The organism is Achromobacter sp. 2789STDY5608621 (assembly GCF_001299375.1).
GTDB lineage: Bacteria > Pseudomonadota > Gammaproteobacteria > Burkholderiales > Burkholderiaceae_B > Achromobacter > Achromobacter insuavis.
Genome location: NZ_CYTU01000018.1, coordinates 103,444 through 121,994, shown reverse-complemented (window position 1 = coordinate 121,994; position 18,551 = coordinate 103,444). Strand labels below are relative to the sequence as shown.

The 18,551-nt window shown below is 62.8% G+C and carries 18 protein-coding genes and 1 tRNA gene; 13 read left to right on the top strand and 6 right to left on the bottom strand.

Annotated features, from left to right (window positions below):
* Nucleotides 1–685: 685 nt before the first annotated feature.
* Nucleotides 686–2,599, bottom strand: a complete 1,914-nt coding sequence (gene thiC / locus AOZ53_RS18230; protein WP_054429335.1) for a phosphomethylpyrimidine synthase ThiC — start codon at nt 2,597–2,599, stop codon at nt 686–688.
* A gap of 370 nt (nt 2,600–2,969) precedes the next feature.
* On the opposite strand from thiC, the gene AOZ53_RS18225 reads away from it, so the two are divergent.
* Nucleotides 2,970–3,539, top strand: coding sequence for a SecDF P1 head subdomain-containing protein (locus AOZ53_RS18225; protein WP_054474866.1), 570 nt, complete (start codon nt 2,970–2,972; stop codon nt 3,537–3,539).
* 63 nt (nt 3,540–3,602) lie between these two features.
* Here the strand turns inward: AOZ53_RS18225 and AOZ53_RS18220 are convergent, their stop codons facing one another.
* Nucleotides 3,603–4,052 (bottom strand): helix-turn-helix domain-containing protein, encoded by a 450-nt coding sequence (locus AOZ53_RS18220; RefSeq protein ID WP_050813108.1) that lies wholly within the window; start codon nt 4,050–4,052, stop codon nt 3,603–3,605.
* A 139-nt stretch (nt 4,053–4,191) separates the two neighbouring features.
* On the opposite strand from AOZ53_RS18220, the gene AOZ53_RS18215 reads away from it, so the two are divergent.
* Complete coding sequence (locus AOZ53_RS18215; protein ID WP_231689814.1) at nt 4,192–4,821, top strand: winged helix-turn-helix domain-containing protein; 630 nt, start codon at nt 4,192–4,194, stop codon at nt 4,819–4,821.
* A gap of 145 nt (nt 4,822–4,966) precedes the next feature.
* Here the strand turns inward: AOZ53_RS18215 and proB are convergent, their stop codons facing one another.
* The 4 genes from proB to rplU all read right to left on the bottom strand — a co-directional run bounded on the left by proB (nt 4,967) and on the right by rplU (nt 8,082).
* Nucleotides 4,967–6,103, bottom strand: coding sequence for a glutamate 5-kinase (gene proB / locus AOZ53_RS18210; protein ID WP_054429338.1), 1,137 nt, complete (start codon nt 6,101–6,103; stop codon nt 4,967–4,969).
* A gap of 57 nt (nt 6,104–6,160) precedes the next feature.
* Nucleotides 6,161–7,297: a GTPase ObgE gene (gene obgE / locus AOZ53_RS18205; RefSeq protein ID WP_054429339.1), complete on the bottom strand. Its 1,137-nt coding sequence runs from the start codon at nt 7,295–7,297 to the stop codon at nt 6,161–6,163.
* A 177-nt stretch (nt 7,298–7,474) separates the two neighbouring features.
* Entirely contained in the window at nt 7,475–7,735 is a 261-nt protein-coding gene (gene rpmA, locus AOZ53_RS18200) for a 50S ribosomal protein L27 (RefSeq protein ID WP_006216229.1), read from the bottom strand.
* A gap of 35 nt (nt 7,736–7,770) precedes the next feature.
* Nucleotides 7,771–8,082 (bottom strand): 50S ribosomal protein L21, encoded by a 312-nt coding sequence (gene rplU / locus AOZ53_RS18195; RefSeq protein WP_006389960.1) that lies wholly within the window; start codon nt 8,080–8,082, stop codon nt 7,771–7,773.
* 524 nt (nt 8,083–8,606) lie between these two features.
* On the opposite strand from rplU, the gene ispB reads away from it, so the two are divergent.
* The 11 genes from ispB to AOZ53_RS18145 all read left to right on the top strand — a co-directional run bounded on the left by ispB (nt 8,607) and on the right by AOZ53_RS18145 (nt 18,507).
* Nucleotides 8,607–9,572 (top strand): octaprenyl diphosphate synthase, encoded by a 966-nt coding sequence (ispB, locus tag AOZ53_RS18190; protein WP_054429340.1) that lies wholly within the window; start codon nt 8,607–8,609, stop codon nt 9,570–9,572.
* A 168-nt stretch (nt 9,573–9,740) separates the two neighbouring features.
* Nucleotides 9,741–9,817 (top strand) — tRNA-Pro (locus AOZ53_RS18185).
* Between the two features lie 447 nt (nt 9,818–10,264).
* The gene (locus tag AOZ53_RS18180; RefSeq protein WP_054488783.1) at nt 10,265–11,116 is read left to right on the top strand and encodes a ParA family protein; all 852 of its coding nucleotides are present in this window, start codon (nt 10,265–10,267) and stop codon (nt 11,114–11,116) included.
* 398 nt (nt 11,117–11,514) lie between these two features.
* Nucleotides 11,515–11,739 (top strand): hypothetical protein, encoded by a 225-nt coding sequence (locus AOZ53_RS18170; protein WP_006224646.1) that lies wholly within the window; start codon nt 11,515–11,517, stop codon nt 11,737–11,739.
* Complete coding sequence (locus tag AOZ53_RS18165; RefSeq protein WP_006224645.1) at nt 11,739–13,385, top strand: ParB N-terminal domain-containing protein; 1,647 nt, start codon at nt 11,739–11,741, stop codon at nt 13,383–13,385. Before AOZ53_RS18170 ends, AOZ53_RS18165 begins: the two co-directional genes overlap by 1 nt.
* Nucleotides 13,382–13,912, top strand: a complete 531-nt coding sequence (locus tag AOZ53_RS18160; protein ID WP_006224644.1) for a hypothetical protein — start codon at nt 13,382–13,384, stop codon at nt 13,910–13,912. Before AOZ53_RS18165 ends, AOZ53_RS18160 begins: the two co-directional genes overlap by 4 nt.
* A 397-nt stretch (nt 13,913–14,309) precedes the next feature.
* On the top strand, nt 14,310–14,768 hold the full coding sequence (locus AOZ53_RS18155; RefSeq protein ID WP_006224643.1) for a hypothetical protein: 459 nt from the start codon (nt 14,310–14,312) through the stop codon (nt 14,766–14,768).
* Between the two features lie 7 nt (nt 14,769–14,775).
* Nucleotides 14,776–16,233 carry a hypothetical protein gene (locus AOZ53_RS34235; protein ID WP_006224642.1) on the top strand — a complete coding sequence of 486 codons (1,458 nt, stop codon included), beginning with the start codon at nt 14,776–14,778 and terminating at the stop codon, nt 16,231–16,233.
* A 127-nt stretch (nt 16,234–16,360) separates the two neighbouring features.
* A complete protein-coding gene (locus tag AOZ53_RS18150; RefSeq protein ID WP_006224641.1) occupies nt 16,361–17,413 on the top strand; it encodes a PFL_4669 family integrating conjugative element protein in 1,053 nt (350 codons plus the stop codon).
* 12 nt (nt 17,414–17,425) lie between these two features.
* Nucleotides 17,426–18,004 carry a hypothetical protein gene (locus AOZ53_RS34230; protein WP_127186024.1) on the top strand — a complete coding sequence of 193 codons (579 nt, stop codon included), beginning with the start codon at nt 17,426–17,428 and terminating at the stop codon, nt 18,002–18,004.
* Nucleotides 18,001–18,507 (top strand): single-stranded DNA-binding protein, encoded by a 507-nt coding sequence (locus tag AOZ53_RS18145; RefSeq protein ID WP_006224639.1) that lies wholly within the window; start codon nt 18,001–18,003, stop codon nt 18,505–18,507. Before AOZ53_RS34230 ends, AOZ53_RS18145 begins: the two co-directional genes overlap by 4 nt.
* The last annotated feature ends 44 nt before the right edge of the window (nt 18,508–18,551 follow it).

Below are 18,551 nucleotides of genomic sequence, written 5' to 3'. Positions count from 1 at the left end.
CTTCGGATTCCCTCGGGCGCATCGAGGTTGCCCGCCATCGGGTCCGCCCGACCGAGGGGCTACGTGCGTCTTGGCTCGGTGCGCTGCTAGACCTGTGTGCAGGGCATGAAACCTGCAGGGCTGCCCATTGCGGCCGCGCGGGCGGCCGCAATGGGCGTTTGTGTCGCTGCAAGTGATTTGGGTGCGCTGCGCGATGGTGCAGAGTGGTTTTCTGGTGCGCCCATCTCCTTTGGGGGGCGGTGGTGGGCGGCGCGGTGGGTACTGGTTTGCGCGTGGCGAGCGCTTGCGCCGCCCACAAACAGTCGTGGGGCTTGCGGTGTTTCTGTGGTGCGCGGCTTTTGGACTTCGTTTTTTCGACGGTCTTCCTGTTCTCTCTTTTCTCTCGCCATCGAGTTCGCTCTCTGCAAGCCAGGGATCCCGCGCGCTTAGCTATTCGCTTCTCCAAGCCTGATGCACGCAGATCATTGCCATCCATTCGTAGCCCCGCCTCGCCCACACCGACACCGCTCCGGGCGTCTCAAGAATCCAACCCTCGCAACCCAAGATCAGACCAACTCCGCAAAAAAACACCACGGATAACAAAAAAGGCCTGGAGCAACGCATCCAGGCCTTTCATATCGCCCCAAGTCCACCAAACCGCCGCCATCAGCGACCAGCCCGGCAAAGGCGAAATCCGTTCAGAAGATCACTGCCGGTGATAAACCTCGGCGCCCTTCTTCACGAACTCGATCGACTTCTCCTGCATGCCTTTTTGCAGGGCGTCTTTTTCGCTCACGCCCTGCGACGCCGCATAGTCGCGCACATCCTGCGTGATCTTCATGCTGCAGAAATGCGGTCCGCACATCGAGCAGAAGTGCGCCACCTTCATCGAATCCTTCGGCAGCGTCTCGTCGTGGAACTCCTTGGCCGTGTCCGGATCCAGGCCCAGGTTGAACTGGTCGTCCCAGCGGAACTCGAAGCGCGCCTTCGACAGCGCGTTGTCGCGGATCGCCGCGCCCGGATGGCCCTTGGCCAGGTCCGCCGCGTGCGCCGCGATCTTGTACGTGATGATGCCGTCCTTCACGTCCTTCTTGTTCGGCAGCCCCAGGTGCTCCTTGGGCGTCACGTAACAGAGCATCGCCGTGCCGTACCAGCCGATCAGCGCCGCGCCGATGCCCGAGGTGATGTGGTCGTAGCCCGGCGCGATGTCGGTCGTCAGGGGGCCCAGCGTGTAGAACGGCGCCTCGTGGCAGTGTTCCAGCTGCAGCTCCATGTTTTCCTTGATCATCTGCATCGGCACGTGGCCCGGGCCTTCGATCATCACCTGCACATCGTGCTTCCAGGCCACCTGCGTCAGCTCGCCCAGCGTCTTGAGCTCGGCGAACTGGGCTTCGTCGTTGGCGTCATAGCCCGAGCCCGGGCGCAGGCCGTCGCCCAGCGAGAAGCTGACGTCGTAGGCCTTCATGATTTCGCAGATTTCCTCGAAGCGCTCGTACAGGAAGCTCTCCTTGTGGTGCGCCAGACACCACTTGGCCATGATCGAGCCGCCGCGCGAGACGATGCCCGTCATGCGGTCCGCCGTCATCGGAATGAACGGCAGGCGCACGCCGGCGTGGATCGTGAAGTAGTCCACGCCTTGTTCGGCCTGCTCGATCAGCGTGTCGCGGAAGATCTCCCAGGTCAGTTCCTCGGCCTTGCCGTCGACCTTCTCCAACGCCTGGTAGATCGGCACCGTGCCGATCGGCACCGGCGAATTGCGGATGATCCATTCACGCGTTTCGTGGATGTGCTTGCCCGTCGACAGATCCATGACCGTGTCGCCGCCCCAGCGGATCGCCCAGGTCATCTTCTCGACTTCCTCGCCGATGCCCGAACTGACGGCCGAGTTGCCGATGTTGGCGTTGATCTTGACCAGGAAATTGCGGCCGATCGCCATCGGCTCGACTTCCGGGTGGTTGATGTTGGCGGGGATGATGGCGCGGCCGCGCGCGATCTCGTCGCGCACGAATTCCGGCGTGATGGCGGCCGGGATGGCGGCGCCGAACGACTGGCCCGGGTGTTGGCGCAGCAGGCGCTTGACCATTTTCTCGCCGTCCGGACCGCTGTCGCGCAGCGTCTGCAGGTAGTGTTCGCGGCGCAGGCTTTCGCGGATCGCCACGTATTCCATTTCGGGCGTGATGATGCCGCGGCGCGCGTAGTGCATCTGCGAGACGTTGGCGCCGGCCACGGCGCGGCGCGGCGGGCGCTGCAGGTCGAAGCGCATGGCCGTCAGCTTGGGATCGGTCAGGCGTTCCTTGCCGTAGTCGCTGGTCGGGCCGGACAGCACTTCCGTGTCGCCGCGCTCGTCGATCCAGGCGCGGCGCACTTCCGGCAGGCCGCGGCGGATGTCGATCTTGGCATCGGGGTCGGTGTAGGGGCCGCTGCAGTCGTAGACGGTCAGCGGCGGGTTCTTTTCGCCACCGAACATGGTGGGCGTGTCGTCCTGCTCGATCTCGCGGAACGGGACGCGGATGTCGGGACGGGAACCGACTTCGTAGACCCGGCGGGATTTGGGCAACGGGGCGACCGCGGCCGCGTCGACTTCGGCGGTGGCGGCAAGGAATTTGGGATTGGCGTTCATGGAAAGCTCCAAGCGAATGGTTTGGAGCCGATCGGGAATGGACTCCCGCCATGCAGGCATGGCGGGAATACGGCTCCCAGCATCGGCATTATCCGTACTGGTACGAAGGGACTCTCTCAACACGTCGGGCCGGTTCGGCGCGACGAGTACCCCTGCGCGAAAGCGAAGTATAGAGCCTGCCCGGCCCCCGCGCGAATGGCGGTCGATGCTGCGCTGCGGCAGCGTGATCCTCGATGGATTGCCGATGCTGGTAGTACCGCTTTACATTTGGAATCAGTCTGCGGAGACAGTGCCATATAGGTTCTGTACACTTTTTCGGTCAGCCGGGGGTCAGCCCTCCGGCCTCAGTCCACTCAAGAAGGAAACGAGCATGCAACTTACCCTACGCAAACTGGCACCCGCCCTGGTGGTCATGACCCTTGCGCTTGCGGGTTGCAAGACCGCCCCGACCAAATCCGGCGCCGCCGCCACGCCCGATGCGGCCGGCCAGCAGCAATCCTCCGGGCAGCAGCAGCCCGCCACCGCCTCGGTGGTCGAGTTCTACGTGGCCCAGACCCAGGCCGCCCCTGGCCTGGTCGAAGTCAGCCTGCCCGACGGCAAGCTCTACATGCAGCAGCAGCCCGTGCTGACGCGCGCCGACCTGACCGAAGCCGCCGCCCTGGTGGATCGCCAAGGCGCCAATTTCGTTGGTCTGCGTTTCTCGGAAGCCGGCACGCGCAAGCTGACCGAGATCAGCACCCAGAACGTCGGCAACATGCTGGCGCTGGTGATCGATCGTGAACTGATCGCCGCCCCGCGCATTGGCGAACCGCTGAACCGTGGCGTGCTGGCCTTCGGCGTGCCGTCGGCGCAAGCGGCCTCCGACATCGCCGCCAAGATCCGTGGCGAAAGCGCGCCCGCTCCTGGCGCCGCGCCGGCCCCGGCGCCCGCCAAGCCCTGATCTTTCCAGGCATGAAAAAACCCGGCGATGCCGGGTTTTTTTTGTCCTGCTTCCGCCCTTGTCTCAGCCCTTGCGGCCGCGCGGCTTGACGCCGCGACGCGCCGTCATGGCTTCAATGAAGGCCAGTGTCACCGCCTCCAGCGCCACCCGGTCCTCGGCCGTGAGCGTGTCGAGCATGGCGGGCGAGATCGTGGCGTAGGGCCATGGCGCCAACGGCCGCCCGCGTCGCGCAATGGCGCGGGGCAGGGGCTCCGAGACGCCGGTGGCCGGCAGCGTATCGCTCAGGTCGTAGCTTTCCATGGGCAGTTCCATGGGACCCTTGCCGGTCTCCAGCCATTCGAGTTCCACCTTCAACACCTGCGCCAGCTTGCGCAGGGAACGGCTCGAATGCCGCAGCCCGCTCTCATAGCTGCCGATCGCGCTCTGCGACAGGCGGGTCAGGCGCGCCAAGGTTTTCTGCGTGTGGCCACGCAAAAGACGGGCGTGCTTCAGTCGGTCTGAAAAAGTCTTCACGCGTCGATTGAAGCTTGCGCCGTAGGCACTTTGGTGGATATAAATATTACTTAAGTGATAAGTTCGAAGAGGCGCTCACATGCAGGAAAGAGGTTACGTCCTCGTCGTGCAACTTGGTGGAATGGCATGCAACAAGTTCGTGCATACCTTACGTCAATTTCAATGGGAGGTCGGTCTGTGCCGCTCGCCGGAGGGCCTGTTGGCGCGGCTGCGCAATGAACCCGCCGATGCCATCGTGTTGCGCGGCGCCACCGACGACCTGCCGCAACTGATTGCGGCGTTGCGTCGCGCCGCGCCGGGTTGCGCCGTGGTCTGGCAATCCCCCGAAGATTCCGCGCCGGCCCGCATCGCCGCGCTCGACGCGGGCGCTCATGTGTGCGTGCCGCTGCAGGCGAACATCCCCGAATGGGATGCCGTCCTGCGCAACCTGATTCGCTACCAGCATCCCGCGGCCGACGCCATGCCGCGCTGGCGCGTCGATGGCCGTGGCCGCATGCTGGCCGGGCCCGCCGGTGAACGGCTGCCCCTGACCAACACCGAACGCGCCTTTTTCGTCAGCTTGTTGAATGCGCCGCACCAGTGCCTGCCGCGCGAGGGCTTCTTCCCCGATGCCACGCGTGATTCGCTGGACGGCGCGCGGCGTGTCGATGTGCTGGTGTCGCGCCTGCGTTCCAAGGCGCGTCGGCTCAACATCGACCTGCCGGTGCTGGCCGTGCGCGGGTGGGGCTACATGCTGCTGCCGCAGGGCGTGCCGGCCGAACAGCAGTAACCTGGCCCGCCGCCGGCGCGGTCCGGCTGGCGCGGTGCGGACGGCCATTGCGATCACGTGCTCCCGGTCGCAAGCAGGCGCTGTCCCGACCACAAAAAAAGGCGCCCCTGAGGGCGCCTTCTTCATCGTCAACCGGCGGTGCCTGTCAGAGCACGACCAGGTTGTCGCGATGCATCAGTTCGGGGTCGGTCATGCTGCCGAGGATGCGCGCGATCTGCGATGACGGCTGGCGCAGGATGCGGCGCGTATCCACCGACGAATAATTGATCAGGCCGCGCGCGCATTCGCGGCCCTGGCCGTCGACGCAGGCGACCACGTCGCCGCGGCCGAATTCGCCTTCCACGTCCACCACGCCGATCGGCAGCAGGCTCTTGCCTTCACGCAGCAGCGCCTGCACGGCGCCGTCGTCCAGCACCACGCGGCCGCGCAGGCGCAGGTGGTCGGCCAGCCATTGCTTGCGCGCCGACCAGACGGGCAGCACGGCGCGCAACTCGCTGCCGATGCATTCGCCTTGCGCCAGGCGCGTCAGCACGTTGCGTTCGCGGCCCGAGGCGATCACGGTGTGCGCGCCGCTGTGCGCGGCGCGCTTGGCCGCCAGCACCTTGGTCAGCATGCCGCCGGTGCCGATGCCGCTGCCGGCGCCGCCTGCCATGGCTTCCAGCGCCGGATCGCCGGCCTGGGCGTGGGCCATGAACTTGGCGTCGGGATTCTTGCGGGGGTCGGAGTCGTACAGGCCGCGCTGGTCGGTCAGGATGATCAGCGTGTCGGCTTCGATCAGGTTGGTGACCAGCGCGCCCAGCGTGTCGTTGTCGCCCAGCCGGATCTCGTCGGTGACCACGGTGTCGTTTTCATTGACGATCGGCACCACGCCCAGGCGCAGCAGCGCGAACAGCGTGCTGCGCGCGTTCAGATAGCGGTGGCGGTCGGCCAGGTCTTCGTGGGTCAGCAGGATCTGCGCGGTGCGCAGGCCGTATTCGGCGAAGGCCGCTTCGTAGGCCTGGCACAGGCCCATCTGGCCCACCGCCGCCGCGGCCTGCAGTTCGTGCATCACCGACGGGCGCTTGCGCCAGCCCAGGCGGGCCATGCCTTCGGCGATGGCGCCGCTGGACACCAGCACCACCTGCTTGCCCTGCTTGTGCAGCGCGGCGATCTGGGCGGCCCAGTGCGCCACGGCGGCGCGATCCAGGCCTCGGCCTTCATTGGTGACCAGCGACGAGCCGACCTTGGCGACAAGGCGCTGGGCGTGGGTGACGACGGAAACGGCGGGTGATTCGGCAGACATGATGGCGGCGGGCTGCGGCGCGAAAAAGGCGTAATCGAATGAGATTGCGATTATGGCTTATTCGTCGCCACGCGGCGCGGCCGGCTTCTTGTCGGCGTCGGTGCGGGTGTCGTCGAAGCGCGGGTCTTCGGCGACGTAGGTGCCGTCGGCCTGGTCCTGCGCCAGCTGTTCCTTTTCGCGTTCCGCGTCGAGGTAGTCCTGCAGCGCGTAGATCAGGTCCTGGGTGCCTTCGCCGGACAGGCCGGAAATGCCGAACACCGGGCCCTTCCAGTCGTACAGCTCGATGAAGCGGCGCTTGGTGTCCTCGGGATCGGTCACCATGTCCAGCTTGTTCAGCACCAGCCAGCGCGGCTTGGCGGCCAGCTCGGGATCGTAGCGGCGCAGTTCCTCGACGATGGCGCGGGCATCGACCACGGCCTGCTCCACGGGATCCGCGTCGGGATCGGGGGTGGACACGTCGACCAGGTGCAGCAGCACGCGGGTGCGCGCGAGGTGGCGCAGGAACAGGTGGCCCAGGCCGGCGCCTTCGGAGGCTCCTTCGATCAGGCCGGGGATGTCGGCCACGACGAAGCTGCGCGACGGTGAGGTGCGCACCACGCCCAGGTTCGGGTGCAGCGTCGTGAACGGGTAGTCGGCGATCTTCGGCTTGGCGTTGGAGATGCGGGTGATCAGCGTGGACTTGCCGGCGTTGGGCAGGCCCAGCAGGCCGACGTCGGCCAGCACCTTCAGTTCCATGCGCAGGTAGCGGTGTTCGCCTTCCTTGCCGGGCGTCCACTGGCGCGGGGCGCGGTTGACGCTGGACTTGAAGTGCATGTTGCCCATGCCGCCCTGGCCGCCCGCGGCCAGCACGACTTTCTGCTCGTGGCGGTTCAGGTCGAACAGGACTTCGCCGGTGTCGGCGTCATGGATGATGGTGCCGACGGGCACGCGCAGCGTGATGTCCGGGGCGGCGGCGCCGTACTGGTCCGAGCCGCGGCCGTTTTCGCCGTTCTTGGCGCGGTGCAGGCGCGCGTAGCGGAAGTCGATCAGCGTGTTGATGTTGCGATCGGCCACCGCGAAGATGGTGCCGCCGCGTCCGCCGTCGCCGCCGTCCGGGCCGCCCTTGGGGATGAATTTTTCGCGGCGAAAGCTCGCCACGCCATTGCCGCCTTTGCCGGCGACGACTTCAATGGTGGCTTCGTCTACGAATTTCATGATGTCTGCGCGTGTATGAGATAGGGGGCTTCGCCGCAACGCGGCGAGGGTCACCGCGCATTTGCGGTGGCCGGAAGGAAAAAAAGCCCTGCCGCGTGCGACAGGGCTTTGCCGTTCTGGCCTGCGGCGGATCGCTGAGGCGACCGCGCCGCTGGCCGGATCGTGCTGCGTCGAGGATTACTCGGCGGCGACGATCGAAACGGTTTGCTTGTTCAACGCGCCCTTGAAGCCGAATTGAACCTTGCCGTCGATCAGCGCGAACAGGGTGTGGTCCTTGCCCATGCCGACGTTCACGCCAGCGTGGAAACGGGTACCGCGCTGACGCACGATGATCGAACCAGCGGGAATCAGTTCACCGCCGAAAGCCTTGACGCCCAGACGCTTCGATTCTGAGTCGCGTCCGTTTCGCGTAGAGCCGCCGCCCTTTTTCTGTGCCATGTTTAGCTCCTGCTAATGTGGTACCGAGTCGCGTCTTAAGCCGTGATGGCTTCGATGCGGATTTCGGTGTAGTTCTGACGGTGGCCCTGACGCTTCTGATAGTGCTTGCGACGGCGCATCTTGAAGATCTTGACCTTGTCGTGGCGGCCTTGCGCAAGAACCGTTGCCTTGATCACGGCGCCGGCGACGAGGGGCGTACCAACTTTCAGTTGGTCGCCTTCGCCCACGGACAGCACTTGATCCAGGGTGATTTCTTGCCCAATGTCAGCCGGTATCTGTTCTACCTTGAGTTTTTCGCCAATGGCAACACGGTACTGCTTGCCACCGGTTTTTACGACCGCGTACATGGGGTATTCCTTAAATAGGTAAATGGGCTTATTCGCTTGCCGGCCCTGCTGGGCTGGCGGTACTTGCCTGGCGGTTGGACGACCCTGGATGTTCGGGGCCGTGCTGCATGCTGGAAGGCTGCGTATCAAGCGGGCGTGGACTCTGGGCCCATCCGCTTTTCCCCGCGTTTGCTTCCCTGCGGTTCACCGGGCGCGTAGTGCGTAATTCACCGACGTAATTCGGCCATCACTGACCGAATCCGGGATATTAGCGTGGGGCTGGGGAAAAGTCAAAAAGCGCTTGCGGGGTAAGGGCTTAGGTGTCGCCTGGACGCCGCGGCGGCCGTTCCGGATGGTGAAAAAAGGGGGGCCGATCAATGCGGATGACGGCCGTCGATGGCGGGCGCGTCCCGGGGCGCGGGGCGTTCCCGGGTCCGGCTTTGGTTCCTGACAGCCCGTATAATCGCTGGTCGAATCCCCCGCCATTGCGGCGGCCCAGCGGTAAGAGCTGTTACATACGGCTCGTTTCACTCTCCGGATACGTCTTGAATCTCCCCGCGCTCATTGCTCCCATAGTTGACGATATGAAAGCCGTCGATGCGGTTATCCGCGAGCGGCTGAATTCCGAGGTGGTGCTGATCCGTACGATCGGCGACTACATCATTGGCGCCGGCGGCAAGCGCATGCGTCCGGCGATGGTGCTGATGGTGGCGCGCGCGCTGGGCTACGAAGGGACGCATCACCAGTTGCTGGCCGCCGTCGTGGAATTCATCCATACGGCGACGCTGCTGCATGACGACGTGGTCGACGAGTCCGACCTGCGCCGTGGCCGCGAGACCGCCAACGCGGTGTTCGGCAACGCCGCCAGCGTGCTGGTGGGCGACTATCTCTATTCGCGTTCGTTCGAGATGATGGTCGAGGCCGACTCGATGCGCATCATGAGCATCCTGTCCGAGGCCACCACGGTGATCGCCGAGGGCGAGGTGCTGCAGCTGCTGAACGTGCACGATCCGGACGTGTCGCAGGAGCGCTACCTGCAAGTCGTGCGCTACAAGACCGCCAAGCTGTTCGAGGCCGCGGCCCAGGTGGGCGCGGTGCTGGCCGGCGCCACGCCCGAGCAGGAAGCCGCCGCCGCCGCGTATGGCCGGCATGTGGGCACCGCCTTCCAGCTGGTCGACGACGTGCTGGACTACAGCGGCGATGCCGCCGCGCTGGGCAAGAACGTGGGCGATGACCTGCGCGAGGGCAAGCCGACGCTGCCGCTGATCCGCGTGATGGAAGTGGGCACCCCGGAACAGCAGCAATTGATCCGCGACGCCATCAAGACGGGCGATGCCGATTTCGCCGCCGTGGCCGCCGCCATCCAGGCGACGGACGCGCTGGAACACGCCCGCCAGGCCGCCGAGGTCGAGGCGAATCGGGCCCGCGAAGCACTTTCTTCGTATCCCGTTTCCCCTTTTCTAAATTCTCTGTTAGAATTCTGCGCTTTCGCGGTGAATAGAGATCGCTAGCTGAAAAGCAGTGCTGGAAACAGTCGCTAAACAGCGTGGTGGTGAAATGTTCACCAGGCGGGAAGGCCCAAGCCTTCAAGCCGAAGCGGAAAGATGATTTGGTTGCACTGAGCGCAACGAAGTCAGTAGCTGTAAGGTGTGGGAGATGTATAGGCCCATACCCAGACTCGGGGCGTAGCTCAGCCTGGTAGAGTACTGCGTTCGGGACGCAGGAGTCGGAGGTTCGAATCCTCTCGCCCCGACCACTTATCTGTGGTCGAATTCTTGGTGGTGTTCTCGACACCAGCAGCAATAGCCGGAACCGCGAAAGCGGCGCCGGCTTTTTTGCGTTTGCTCTCTTCCTGTGCCAGCAAGATGAACGTCGCATCGATCGCGACGCCCGCTTCCTGAGCCATCAGCATAGCAGTCCGGTAGTCCGGAAGGTGCGTGCCCTTCACATAGCGATCCAGGGTCTGCTGTTTCAGACCCCACGCCTTCGCCATGCTGTTCACGCTGCGCCCCTTGAGCGCGGCTTCTACAAATTCCTGATATTCCATCGCCAGTCCTATCTTGCCGAATTACACGGATTCGGGTAATGTCGCCCTGAATTACACAAAATCGTGTAACACGGAACCGTGTTTTGACTAACGATAACCGCCCTTGAACGGGTATGCAACTGGGCCGAATGGCCTAGCGCCGAAAAGAGGAACGCCATGCCACACGTGATCGCTGTCGCGTCCACCAAAGGTGGAGTCACGAAGACCACAACCTGCGCAAATCTCGCAGGAATATTTGCCGATTTCGGCATGCAGGTGCTGTTGTTCGACGCGGACGAACAGAACAGCCTGACGAAGTACTACCCCATCGAACAGCGCGCTGAACACGGGCTGACGCGAGTTATTACGCGCGGTGGCCTCGTCACCGAAGACTGCATCAGCAAGACCGCGATTCCGGGAATCGACATCGTTTGCTCGGATGCTGTCGCGGGGAATCTGCAAACGTGGCTGAAGGATCGTGAAGATCGTCTGTTGATAATGCGCCGGGCAGTGAGGCGCTCAGCGGCCGTCGAGAAATACCACGCGATCATCATCGACACCCAGGGCGCGGCGGGCGAGCTGCAGAAGACGGCGGCGATGGCGGCGGACGTGATCCTGTCGCCGATCAAGCCTGACGTTCTGTCTGCGGCTGAATTTGCAGACGGCACGCTGCGCATGATGGAGTCTTTGAACAGTCTGTCCGACTTCGGCGCCGACTTCCGCAATGGGGACCTATACGTCGTCATCAGCGCCCTGGAGCGTAACAACAACGCGCGTCACGTTGCGGATCAAATTCGCCGAAGCTTCCTCGGTCATCGGCAGGTGAAGGGCATTCTAGAGACGGTCGTTCCGCATGCAGCCGCCTATACCGCTGCGACGACTGCACGAATTCCGGTTCATCAATACGACCGTCGCAGGGGGGACAAGTCGCCCTGGGACGTCATGCACCGCTTGGCTTGGGAGCTCTTCCCCGCATTGAACGGCATCTACGTGGACGGTCAGGGCCAGCCTAGTGACGCGGGGGCTTGAGCAATGAAAAGAGCCATTAGACTTCCCGAACTGCCGGACATCGGAGACGTGTTCCGCGCAACCGCGCCTGCTGGAGGAGAGCAGCCGCCCCTGACGTTTTACGTGGCCGTGTCTTCAGATCACGCGCCCCTGGAAATGCGACGCGCGCGTGCTGCTGCCGTAGTGCAGACCGCTCTCCTCGCGATGCGACCCGTCGGCCTTGATTCTACGTCGACGGCTCCCTCCGAAGTCGTGAGCTTCAGCGAAATGAGCCTTATGGGCGTCTCAGAGACCGAGGCCGCAAGAATTTTTGAAGACCCAGTCCTCCATCGCTGGGTCCACCGCCCGATCTTTATCGTGCCGGACCCAACGCCCTACTTGAAAGCGTGGTCCGCCATCAGCTCGGGGAGGGTAGAGGCATGAGCACGAACAAGGAGCTTGCTCTCCTGCACTTGAGCACCGAGCTCGATCTTTTGCATCGTGCAACCGCGGGCTCCCCCGAACGCGCCCTGCACTTGGGCGTGGTGTTAGGCGCCGTGAGCGCGTATCGAAACCTCGGCGTGCTTGATGAAGACGACTTGCTTTTCATGGCCACCGCCCTCGCTGGCGAGGACGAAAAGCTGCCAATCCTGAGGGGCAACTGATGAAGCCCGCATCGAAGAAAGTAGACCTGGACCAAATGATCGCTTCGCGGCTGAGCGAAAGGTCGCCGGACCCTGCCGCAATCGACTCGGCGTTGACCAACGTGATTACCCTCAATGTCCGAGACGACTGCCGTCTGTACGAGCGCAACCCGCGGACGGTTCGCAATGAAAAGTACGACGAGATCAAGGAGTCGATCCGCACGCGCGGCCTCGATCAGATGATTGCTGTTACGCAGAGACCTGGCGAGAAGCAGTACATCCCGGCTAAGGGCGGCAACACCCGCTTGGAAATCCTGCAGGAACTGGTCGCCGAAGGCCATATGCAGTTCTTGCATATGGACTTCGTGAAGGTTCCGTACCGCAGCGAGGCAGCCCTTCTCGCGGCCCATATGGTGGAGAACGACCAACGCTCGGGCCTGCTGTTTTGGGACGCAGCGCGTTCGACCTTTGACCTGAAGCAGGAGGTGGAGCGCGAACGCGGCGGCCCGATGAGCTTGCGTGACTTTTCCGAACACCTCAAAGCAGGTGAAGGAATACAGGCGTCCCCTGCGCTTCTGAGCCACTATGGTTTCACCATGAAGCATCTGGCCGACCTGGCGTGCGCGGCCAGCCAGCTCTCCAGGCGCGATGTGCAGGACCGCTTCATACCGGCACGCAGTCGGCTGGCGACGATTGCGGCGAAGCTTGGTGCCGAGGAGGCTCTCGACCAGGCTTGGACGCTCGCGATCGATCACATGCGAGAGCGCTACGTCGCGACCAAGTCGCTGGACTTCGCGGCATTCACTGCTCGTCTTGACGAGAACTTCGCCCAGCGCATCAGTCTTACGGTGGACGAGCTCCAACGCGCGGTGCAGATCCTCCAGGCTAATCCGGACGCTGAATCCGCGAGCTTGGTGCGTGACGCGAAGCAGCATGCGCCAGCACCAGGCAGCTCCCTGGCAGACACGCAAGCCTCGGACGGTGCCGATGAAAGTTCAGGCCGTGATTCAGCGAACGTGGCCACGCAGATGAAGCTGCCTCCGCAGCATGAAACCTCCAATGCCTCAACCTCGCGGCGGAATGGTGAGCACGACACTGAAGCCGCCGGCGCGCAGCCGAGTTCGAAGCAGCCGCCCGCCGACAGTCGAGGCTCCGCCGAACGGGAACTCTGGCATGCGCTGGAGGAACTCGTGACGGTCAGCCATCTTCAAGGGTGCCTCCTGTCCGTTGACGAGCTGCCTTTGCGCTTCATGGTCGAGATACCCAAGGATGTTGGCGGCGACCTGGGCTCATTGCAAGAACAAGCTCTGCAGGGTGGGGACTACGCCGAACGTTATTACGCGTGGTGGTGGCTGGTCCTTCTGTCGCAACAAAACACGCCCGCAGGCCTCGCGGCTCTGTCCCTTGAGTCAGACTTCAAGCTCCACGCCGAAAGCACTGACTCCTGGCAGGATGCGTGCGACAACCTGTTGGGAGACCCGGTTTACGCAGACGGCTCCTACCACGTCGTGCGTCGAATGACGGACCCGGATGATGCCACTGGGCTTGTGTATCTCAGGGTGATCCAAGCCGTCCGACAGTTCAATCAAGCATTTCCTGAGCGTTCGAAGGACTCATTCTGGCAATCGGTGGGCGTGCCGGTGGAGTTGACTGGAGGCGCGTCATGAATTTCCTGGAGTTGACCCATCCCACCCTGAAACGCAAAGCGCTGCGAGAGCTGAACGAACAGATCCGGCGGCGCGCACATGCCGACGGGGCGCTACCACAGCACACGGCGGAACTTTTATTGGCTGGCCTTCGCGATCGAGGGCTTGATGCAATGCTTCCAGCAGTCACGGTGCGCATCTACGTGGACCCCGAAGCACTGGTGGAACAACAGAGCGAGCACCAGCGACGCCAGGAGCTCATGGCGCAGCTTCGACGGTTTCTCCGCGCACAAGCGGGCGGATCGCTGATCCGCGCGCTGTTTCCGGCAATACCGGCAGCGGAAGTGGACCAGATGCGGGCGCATATGCGGCTAAGTCCGCCTGGCCCAGCCGTTGAGCTGGATCCAGCGGAATACCTTCGGGTGCACAGCATTTGGAAGGAGCTGCAGGGGACCACTTCTGACGTCCGGGAGCGATATCTCGCACTCCATGAGGCATTTCCAAAGCACACGCTTCTCACACTGTTCGCCGCGCTCAATCAGCGCTAACTGGAGATCGCCGATGACTTCGACAAAATCACCGCGGGCCTTACCCGCAAACGCTGGCGAGGATGCTCCTGGTGCCATGGTCACCGTCCTCAAGGGCACGCCGGCGTTTCGCCCGCTGACGTACACACTCGCGATGCAACGGGTCGTGGAACGTGCGGCAGATCAGCCCCCTATGAAGGCGATGTCAGGCCGTGCCGGCCTGTGGAGGGCCGGCCGTGATTAGGATCCTGTCGCTGTTGAGTTGCTTCCCAATGCCCAGGAGGGGCTTGGGACCTTTGGCTTCGCCCATCGACCCTGCGTGGTTCCCAATTCGCCTCTTTGATCGACGCGGAAGCGCTGCGAACGATCCTCAGTTCGTCACCGAGGGTCGGCACGTGTGCCCAGACGGGAGTCCGCAATGACAGCATGGGATTTTGCGCTCGATCCCTACGGGCGACAGTACACAGCGAACGCCGATACGGATGCCGTCGCCCAGCGCGACCAGGCCAACGAGCATTACTTGCTAAGAGTCTTGGACGCGCCGATCACCATCCATCGCGCCTTCGTAGAGCTCGCAGGCAGTCTCAACGCTGCGGCCATCTTGAGCGACCTTGCCGCCCAATCCGACCTGACCGAACTAGCGGGCGACTGGGTCTATATCGACGCGGAGGAATGGCGTTCGCGCCTGGGACTGTCCTACAAAGAGCAGCTCACAGCGCGAAGACTATTGGAGCGGAACGGCTTTCTGGAAACGATGCGCATCGGAATGCCCCCGCGAACGGCCGTTCGCGTCAACTGGCTGGTAGTGGATAGGGAACTACGCGTACAGGCCGCGAACGCGGCGCTGGCGCGTCCATCTCCGAGCCTGAGTAGCTGACAGTCGTATGTCGACCAACATCGCCTACGACCGACTTTGGCTGGCCCTGAAGCGGAGCCGGCCTATCGCCTTTGGACTGTTCTTGGCACGTATGACCGGGAATCCGAAGGCGGCGATCGTACTGTCCCAGCTCGCGCATTGGACGCGAACCGGACGAGACGTAGCTCAAACCAACGGCTGGATCTTTAAAACTCAGCAGCAGTGGTGGCTTGAGACAGGCCTGTCGCGCGCGGAGCTCGACACCGCGCGCCGCAGGCTCCGCAATCTCGGCTTCGTAGAGGAGACATTGGCGGGCCGGCCAGCCACGTTGTGGTATCGAATGAACCTTCCGAACATAGCGAGGGCCTTGGAGGTGTGCAGGAAGGAGGCCCTTCCTGTCGAACTCACATTTGAGTTCATGCGCGCGCCTGAGCGCGCGGTGCGGGATCTGCTCGGGCCAACTACGGCGTATCACCGCATCCTGGCAGACGTGACCGGCGGAGTGAACGCCGGTCTACTTCTGTCGCGACTGCTCCAGCTTCAGCGCAAGTCCGTCGAGTCCGGGTATCCCTGGTTCAGCCTGACCGCACTCAACTGGCAAGAGGATCTCGCGCTGAATAGACGCTCGTTGGAGAACGCCAAGGATAAGCTGAAAGAGCTAGGTCTCGTACAGGAGTTCTACCTGAACCGCGGCGCCAAGCGCGTTTACACGCAAGTAGATCCCGCACTGCTCTGCAAGCTTCTGGAAGCACAGTTCGCATCTCAAGCAGCAGCCCGAAAGAGGGCTGAGGTGGAAGGTTTGGCGACCACGCGGCGCCACCAGGCATTCCAAATGTCTAGGGGCGAGCCGGGGCAGACTATGCCGCAAGCGGGCCCCGCGCCTGCCAATGTACGAAACCGACAAACTGGTAATGCCAAACCGGAAATATCAGATTGTGGGATTCGTACATTGCAGATTGCTGGAAACATGCATAGCAGTTTGCCAGATTCGTCCACTTCTATAAGGGATACGACTACAGGTCCGAATACAGCAACGACCACAACCCACGCGCGCGCACGGGAGGCCGTTTTGCAGCGAAACGAGTCAGTGGTGGTTGATTTGGACTCCCTTCTGTGGCCAGACGTGCTTCCGCAAGAGAGCAGGCAGGGCGCGATCACGATTCTTGGCTACGCGCCAACTGCTGTCCGGCAAACCCTGCTCGACGAGTTTGGCGCGCGAGCAAGACGGCAATCTGTGGAGAACCCGCTCGGATACCTGAGGCGACTGGTTCTCCTGGCCCAGCAAGGACGATTCGTGCCCGAGCTTGCCCATCTTGAAGAACAGCGTCGTCGCAACCTGGTTGCGGTTTCCGCCTCGGTGCGGGCGGCGGAGGCTGTGGTGGCGGCGAAGGCCTGCCCGGGTCCTCAGCCTTCGTCGAAGGAAGAGGGACGCGCCCGAATCGCAGAGCTACGCGCGGTGATGGCGGAGCGGAGGGCTCGGCCATGAGTGTTTTGCAGCAAAACAGGTCGACAAGGAAATTGACATTCGCGACCACGCTGTCGCCCTGGAGCAATTTCCTAACGATGCGGGCCAGCATCACCCATAAACACATTCAACAACGGAGAAGCGCCTGATGGCACCGAAAAAAACGGCGGTTGATTCTTCCCTGTCCGCATTTGCGACGGCGGACAACTCCCCATTTCCCGATCGTTACGACCTCGACGGTGAGCGCCGCATACTGGGCTCCCTCCTCAACGACGATGACCCCGACCCGGCCCATCCTCTCTTCGGGCGCTTGCAACTCTACTACGAGCGCGAGGCCGAATTTACGCGTATGCGTCAGGCCCATGAAGCGCGTGCCGGCGCCGACCCCTTGGTTGGGAGTTCTGAGGCGCGCCAGATAAAGACGTTGCCGTCGCTGGTCGCCGAGAGCCAGGACGTTATGTCTCTTCACACGCTGGAGGCCCTTCGGCTGTTTATGGGAAAGGCGGTCGAGCCCGGCAAGCCCGGCGCTCCGATTGCGGGTGGAAAGCGTGTTGCGGCAGCACTTCGATCCCTTTGGTCGCTGTCGTCGAATGACAATCCCTATGCAGACTGGGCTCTGGTCGAAACGAAGGCCCGCATTGAGGAAGTGCGCGCATACATCAAATCCGAACAAGGGCAACTGCTGTTGAAGCTGGACGAGATGAGAGCCAAGGGCCTCGCGTACTCGGTTTTGCAGTCCCGGGAGCCCGCGCAAATGCAGCTCGGCTTCGCCTCGCCCTATGGCTATATGGTGGCGCTACTCATCGTGGAAGTCGACTACTTCACACGAGTGTTGAAGAGTGCTCAACGTCGCGACCTAGTTTCGGGACGCCAAGGTCATGCGCTACTGCAGGCCGTCAAGCACAAATGTCGGAGCGTCTTTGAACGCGTTCTGTACTGGCAGAAGTATCTGATGAAGGACGAGCTCGTCACCCTAAGTCGCGTCGACTTTGTCGCGGGAGCAGAAGCGTCAGCCCAGCAGCGCGTGAGCGCCGTGAAAGCCATATTCGGGGAGGTGCCCAAGCCGGTGTTCATGGGTGAGGAGGCTCCTCGCCATACGAAGCGCCGGCTAAATCTATCTGCTGCCGAATTGCGACTGTTGGATGCGGTGCCGCTAGCGGATGCAGTTGCTACAGGCGTCGACAAGAACCTTCTGACCTAGATGGAGACGCTCATGTCGCCAAAGTCTGTCGCAGATGGTCTCACCAGCATGACAGGTTTGCCGTCACCTTCCGGGCTGGAGGGTGCGCGAGCGGTCGCCAGTGTCCCATCGTTCTCGTGCTCGTCCGTATCCGTGGACATAAAAGCCTTTAAGGGTAAGGGAGCGTTCCGCTCCCTGTCGCGGCAGTTCGCTGATTCGGTGGCGCAGGCAAGGGATGCCATGAGCGATCTGGCGCTGGATACCACCAGATTCGAAGTCGGCTGCTACTTGCGCCTAGTAGAAGAGCGTGGCCGCGGGGCGCTGGGACGGGCGCGGTTGCGTTGGTGCATTCGAGGCCATGCGCGCTACGTGCGATTTGAAGCGCTGGCAGGAATCTTGGAGACGCTCCCGCCATCGGTCGTGGAGCACTTCCGCAACTGCGACGTTCGCGCGATGGAATTGAACGCGCTTGAAAGCGTGCTGCGCCAAGCCGTCGACCAAGTGGAATCGTACTTGCGAAATGGTGCGCTGCGCCAACGGGCTGGAAACTTGGTGCCGCGCGCCGTTTTGCAGCAAAACACAAGAACCTATGAACGAAACCAGCAATCTTGAAGCTGCCGAAACGGGCGAACGACCCTGTCCACGCGGTAAGAGAGTTCTACGAGGATCAACTTTTTTGGAGCATTGAAATGGCTATGAGAAGCGAGATGGGCGGAAATGTTCTGGTGAATCCAGTGCTGAAGACCGTCAAGGTGAAGGGTGATGATCGCCAAATTTGCGAGCTCCGAGTGATGTGCTCGGAATACAAATCTGATGGCAATGGGGGGTACGTGCAGGACGACTCACGGACGTTTCCCGTCCAAGTGACCATCTGGCATGAGGGAACTGCAAAGCGGGTGTACGAGGTGGTGCGGGTTGGGGCAGCCGTCAGCGTGGTCGGGGCCGCATATGTGCGGCCATGGATCAACGAGCAAAGCGGTCAGGCAGAGGCCGGCATGTGCATGGACGCCGAGAAAGTCACCCTGGGCCTTCAGCGGATTGAAGCCGTGCAGTACCGCGCCAAGGCGCAGCCGGAAGCACCCCGAGCTACCGAGGCGGCGCCGACCGCTCTCTAACCATTATTCGATCGGTCGGGGGTGGCTCCGCCACCTCTGACGTG